We start from the raw sequence: 5157 nt of genomic DNA, 5'->3' as shown, positions 1-5157 counted from the left end.
GTGTTCCAGCACTTCAACCTGCTCTCCTCGCGGACCGTCCAGGACAACGTGGAACTCCCGCTGGAGATCCTCGGCGTGAGCGGCGGCGCGCGTGCCGCGAAGGCCCGCGAACTCCTCGACCTGGTCGGACTCGCCGACCAGGCGAAGGCGTACCCCGCACAGCTGTCCGGCGGCCAGAAGCAGCGCGTCGGCATCGCCCGCGCCCTCGCCGGCGAGCCGAAGGTGCTCCTGTCCGACGAGGCGACCAGCGCCCTCGACCCGGAGACGACCCGCTCGATCCTCCACCTCCTGCGCGACCTGAACCGCAAGCTCGGCCTGACGGTCCTGCTCATCACGCACGAGATGGACGTCGTGAAGTCGGTCTGCGACTCCGCCGCGCTGATGGAGAACGGCCGGATCGTCGAGTCCGGCACGGTCGGCGAACTCCTCGCGACACCGGGCTCGCAGCTGGCCTCCGCGCTGTTCCCGGTGAGCGGCGCGCCGACGGGCGACGACCGGACCGTCGTCGACGTCACCTTCCAGGGCGAGACCGCGACGCAGCCCGTCATCTCGCAGCTCTCGCGGACCTACAACATCGACATCTCGATCCTGGGCGCGGCCATCGACACCGTCGGCGGCCTCCAGGTCGGCCGGATGCGCATCGAACTGCCCGGCCGGTACGAGGACAACGTGGTGCCCATCGGGTTCCTCCGCGAACAAGGGCTCCAGATAGACGTTCTGGAAAAAGGGGCCGGCGAGCCCGGACTGGTGAAGGACGGTGCCCAGTGACCTGGTCCGAGATGCAGCCCCTGCTGTCGCAGGCGTGTTGGGACACCCTCTACATGGTCGGCTGGTCCACCCTCATCGCCGTCGTCGGCGGCCTCCCGCTCGGCATCCTCCTCGTCCTCACCGACCGGGGCGGCCTCCTCCAGAACGTCGTCGCGAACAAGGTCATCGGCCAGATCGTGAACGTCGCCCGCTCGATGCCGTTCATCATCCTGATGGTCGCGCTCATGAACTTCACCCGCACGATCACCGGTACGACGATCGGCCGCGAGGCGGCGATCGTGCCCCTGGCGATCGGCGCCATCCCGTTCTTCGCGCGCCTCGTCGAGACGGCCGTCCGCGAGGTGGACGGCGGGCTCGTGGAGGCCGTGCAGTCGATGGGCGGCAACACCTGGACGATCGTCCGCAAGGTCCTCGTCCCCGAGTCGCTGCCGTCGCTGATCGCGTCGACGACGACCACGATTGTCGCCCTCATCGGGTACTCGGCGATGGCCGGGACGGTCGGCGCGGGCGGCCTCGGCGACATCGCCATCCGCTACGGCTACCAGCGCTTCGAGACCGAGCTGATGTGGATCACCGTCCTCATCCTCGCGGTCGTCATCTCCGTCATCCAGTTCGCCGGCGACTACGCGGCCCGCTCCCTGCACCGGCGGGGCGGACGCTCCGGCCCGGCGCCGAAGCTGCGGCTGCTGAAGGCGGCACCGGCCACGAGCAAGGCCGGCTGAACACCCCTTAATTTTCCCCGCATCACCCATCGCGGGATCGTCACACCCTCAGGAAAGGCACTTTTCGTGCGTAACACCGCCAAAATCACCACCGCTGTCCTCGCCGCCGGAGCGCTCACCCTCACGCTCGGCGCCTGCGGTTCGGACAAGGACAACGCCTCCTCGTCCACCGACTACAGCGGCCCCCTCGTCGTCGCCGCGAGCCCCGTCCCGCACGCCGAGATCCTCACCTACGTGAAGGACAACCTGGCGAAGAAGGCCGGACTCGACCTGGAGGTCAAGGAGTTCCAGGACTACATCGTCCCGAACACCGCGACCGAGGACGGCTCGGTGGGCGCCAACTACTTCCAGAACCAGCCGTACCTCGACGACTTCAACAAGAAGCGCGGCACCCACATCGTGCCCGTCGTCACGGTCCACCTGGAGCCGCTCGGCCTCTACTCCCACAAGGTCAAGAAGGCCGACGAGTTGAAGAGCGGTGCCACGATCGCCGTCCCCAACGACGCCGTCAACGAGGCGCGTGCCCTGAAACTGCTCGCCGCGAACGGGCTGATCACCCTCAAGGACGGCGCCGGCAGCGAGGCGACCCCGCAGGACATCACCAAGAACCCCAAGGACCTCAAGTTCAAGGAGGTCGAGGCCGCCCAGACCGCCCGCTCCCTGGACGACGTCGACGCCGCCGTCATCAACGGCAACTACGCCATCGCCGCCGACCTCAAGCCCGCCACCGACGCGATCGTCCTGGAGTCCGCCAAGGACAGCCCGTACGGCAACTTCCTCGCGGTGAAGAAGGGCAACGAGAAGGACCCGCGCGTCGTCAAGCTCGCCAAGCTCCTCACCTCGCCCGAGGTCAAGAAGTTCATCGAGGACAAGTACAAGGGCTCGGTCATCCCGTCCTTCTGAGCGACCGGCACAGGGGGTCCGTACCTTGGCGGGTACGGACCCCGTGGTGTGTCACGCGGCCCGCATACTGCATGCTGGGCAGTTCAGCGGAGGAAGTCACAAGCTTTCTCCCGACGTTACGGAGCGGCGCAATGACGAGCACCTTCCCCACCATCTCCATCAGCACGGAGCGGTTGGTGCTGCGCCCCCTCGACGAGGACGACGTCCCCGCGCTCATCGAGATGGCCGCCGACGAGCAGGTCACGGCCTGGACGTCCGTCCCCCACCCCTTCGGCGAGGCCGACGCCCTGCGCTGGATCACCGAGTACGCCCCCGCCGAACGCGCCGCCGGCCGCGGCATCGACTTCGCGGTCACCGAGTTCCTCACCCAACGCCTCGTCGGCGTCCTCCAGTTGACCAAGACGAACTGGCACGTCCGCTCCACGGAGATGTCGTACATCATCGCCCCCTGGGCCAGAGGCGAGGGCTACGCCTCCGAGGCCGCCCTCGCCACCGCCCACTGGCTCTTCACCGACCAGCGCCTCGAACGCATCGAACTGCGCACCGCCGCCGACAACACCGCCTCCCAGCAGGTCGCCCAGAAGATCGGCTGTATCAGCGAGGGCGTCCTGCGCGGCGCGTCCATAGTCAGAGTCCGCGCCGAGAACGGCCCCTGGACCGAGGCCCGCACCGACTACATCGTCTGGAGCCTCCTCCCGGAGGACCTGGAGGGCGCGGGGGAGCGGCTCGCGGAGAGCGGCGGGTATCCGTCGTACGCCGACTGGAACTGATCTCGGCCTGGAACTGATCCCGGCAGCCACCCGGCAAGACGGGACCAGGTACCCTCACGGAGCCCGCTGCCTGCGTGAATCCCCGGGAGACTGACGACGATGGCCGACCGCGTCACGGTGATCGGCTGGGACGGCTCGCCCCTGAACGCGGCGGCGCGTTCCGCTCTCGCCGCCGCCACGCTCGTCGCGGGGGCCGCACACCATCTGGACCTCCCCGAAGTACCGCCCGGCGCCGAACGCATCCGCCTCGGCAGCGTCGCCCTCGCCGCCCGGCGCATCGCCGGCCACCACCGGGGCACGGCCGTCGTCCTCGCCGACGGCGACCCCGGGTTCTTCGGCGTCGTACGGACCCTGCGCGCACCGGAGTTCGGCCTGGAGGTCGAGGTCGTCCCCGCCGTCTCCTCGGTCGCCGCCGCCTTCGCCCGCGCGGGCATGCCCTGGGACGACGCACAGGTGGTCGTCGCCCACCGCCGCACCCTGCGCCGCGCGGTGAACGTCTGCCGCGCGCACACCAAGGTCGCCGTCCTCACCTCGCCCGGCGCCGGACCCGCCGAACTCGGCCTGCTCCTGGAGGGCGTGCACCGCACGTTCGTCGTCTGCGAGGAACTCGGCACCGAACGCGAGCGCGTGAGCGTCCTGTCGTCCGACAAGGCCGCCGACCGCAGCTGGCGCGACCCCAACGTCGTCATCGCCATCGGCGGCCCGGTCACCACGGGCGGCCAGGGCGAGTGGATCATGGGCCGCGACCCCGCCACCGGCCCTCGCGGGCACGCGTACGCCGACGGCCGCGGCGAGGGCGAGTCCCAGCTCCTGCGCACCGCCCAACTCGCCCGCCTGGGACCGCGCGTGGGCGACCTCGTCTGGGACATCGGCTGCGGCACCGGCGCCTTCGCGACGGAGGCCGCCCGCACGGGCGCCGCCGTCCTCGCCGTCGACCAGGACATCGACGCCTGCGCCCGCACCGACGCGACGGCCCGGCACCTCGGCGTCCAGCTCCAGATCGTCCGGGGCCAGGCCCCGCACGTCCTGGAGAACCTCCCCGAACCCGACGTCGTCCGCGTCGGCGGGGGCGGCCCCGCGGTCGTCTCCGCCGTCGCCGACCGCCGCCCCGAACGCATCGTCACCCACGCCCTCACCCGCGACGCCGCCGAACGCCTCGGCCGTGACCTGACCGAACACGGCTACCACGTCGAGTGCGCCCTCCTCCAGTCCGTCCAGCTCGACACCCGGGCCTGGACGGAGCGCCGCCGCAGCGTCGCGTTCCTGCTCAGCGGGGTCCTCCCGGATCGCGGGCTGTGATCCTGTTGTCGTACTGCGCGCGGTAGGCTGGCCGATCGTCGTACCGCTTCCGGGCACCGGCAGTTCATCAGCCAATGTCCGGAAAACCGCGTCCGCTTTGGGCGCGTGCGGTACGACACGAACCGGAGGGCCGCGCAACGTGGCGCAGTCCACAGCGGGGCGTCGCGGGGCGACCTGTCGCGCCACGACCATGACCGGGACAATGCCACTGAATGGCTTTGTCGCTTTTTCGGGAGGGTCGTTCGTGCCGCTGGGCGCCGAGGCTCGTTCTTCACAGCGGGGCGGACGGTGCGCCGTTCCGGTGAGCCGGCCGAAGGAGCACTAACCGATGGGCGAGGGGTACGCATGACCGACACCGGCCAGATCCCGGGCGAGGGGCTGCCGGAGAACGCAGGCACGGTGGAGCAGCCGGGCGTCCCCACGCCCCCCGCGTACGCCTACCTCTCCGAGACCCCCGCCGAGGACGAAGACCAACTCCTCCTGCCCGGCGCCCAGAGCGCCTGGGGCAACGAGGTGGCACCCCCCGCACCGGAGCCGGTCGTGGAAACGGTCCACGCGGGCTACACCCAGCAGGCCGTACCCGGGGTTCAGGACGCGGGGGTTCCTGAAAACGGGATGTACTACGGCGCGGGGTACGGCGCGGGCGAGGGGGGACAGGTGACCGGGGGTCAGGGAATCGGGGAAGCGGGTGTCGG

General features: G+C 70.4%; 6 protein-coding genes. All 6 read left to right on the top strand.

The genetic code is table 11. The features are described 5' to 3' along the window. Positions 1-768, top strand: a 768-nt coding sequence (locus AOK24_RS22765) for a methionine ABC transporter ATP-binding protein (protein WP_055721923.1), incomplete at its 5' end; no start/stop codon positions are given. After that, positions 765-1490, top strand: a complete 726-nt coding sequence (locus AOK24_RS22760) for a methionine ABC transporter permease (RefSeq protein WP_055721922.1) — start codon at positions 765-767, stop codon at positions 1488-1490. The genes AOK24_RS22765 and AOK24_RS22760, both read left to right, overlap by 4 nt. A gap of 66 nt (positions 1491-1556) precedes the next feature. Continuing rightward, on the top strand, positions 1557-2393 hold the full coding sequence (locus AOK24_RS22755) for a MetQ/NlpA family ABC transporter substrate-binding protein (protein ID WP_055721921.1): 837 nt from the start codon (positions 1557-1559) through the stop codon (positions 2391-2393). Between the two features lie 131 nt (positions 2394-2524). Then, complete coding sequence (locus AOK24_RS22750) at positions 2525-3163, top strand: GNAT family N-acetyltransferase (RefSeq protein ID WP_055721920.1); 639 nt, start codon at positions 2525-2527, stop codon at positions 3161-3163. Positions 3164-3262: 99 nt separating this feature from the next. Then, positions 3263-4462: a precorrin-6y C5,15-methyltransferase (decarboxylating) subunit CbiE gene (gene cbiE, locus AOK24_RS22745; RefSeq protein ID WP_055721919.1), complete on the top strand. Its 1200-nt coding sequence runs from the start codon at positions 3263-3265 to the stop codon at positions 4460-4462. Positions 4463-4807: 345 nt separating this feature from the next. Further along, positions 4808-5157 (top strand): hypothetical protein (locus AOK24_RS50995; protein WP_055721918.1); only part of this gene is annotated, 350 nt, incomplete at its 3' end.

The organism is Streptomyces niveiscabiei (assembly GCF_001419795.1).
In the GTDB taxonomy this organism is placed as follows: Bacteria; Actinomycetota; Actinomycetes; order Streptomycetales; family Streptomycetaceae; genus Streptomyces; species Streptomyces niveiscabiei.
Note: the sequence above shows the minus strand (reverse complement) of the source record. Positions and strands in the feature narration are given on the sequence as shown.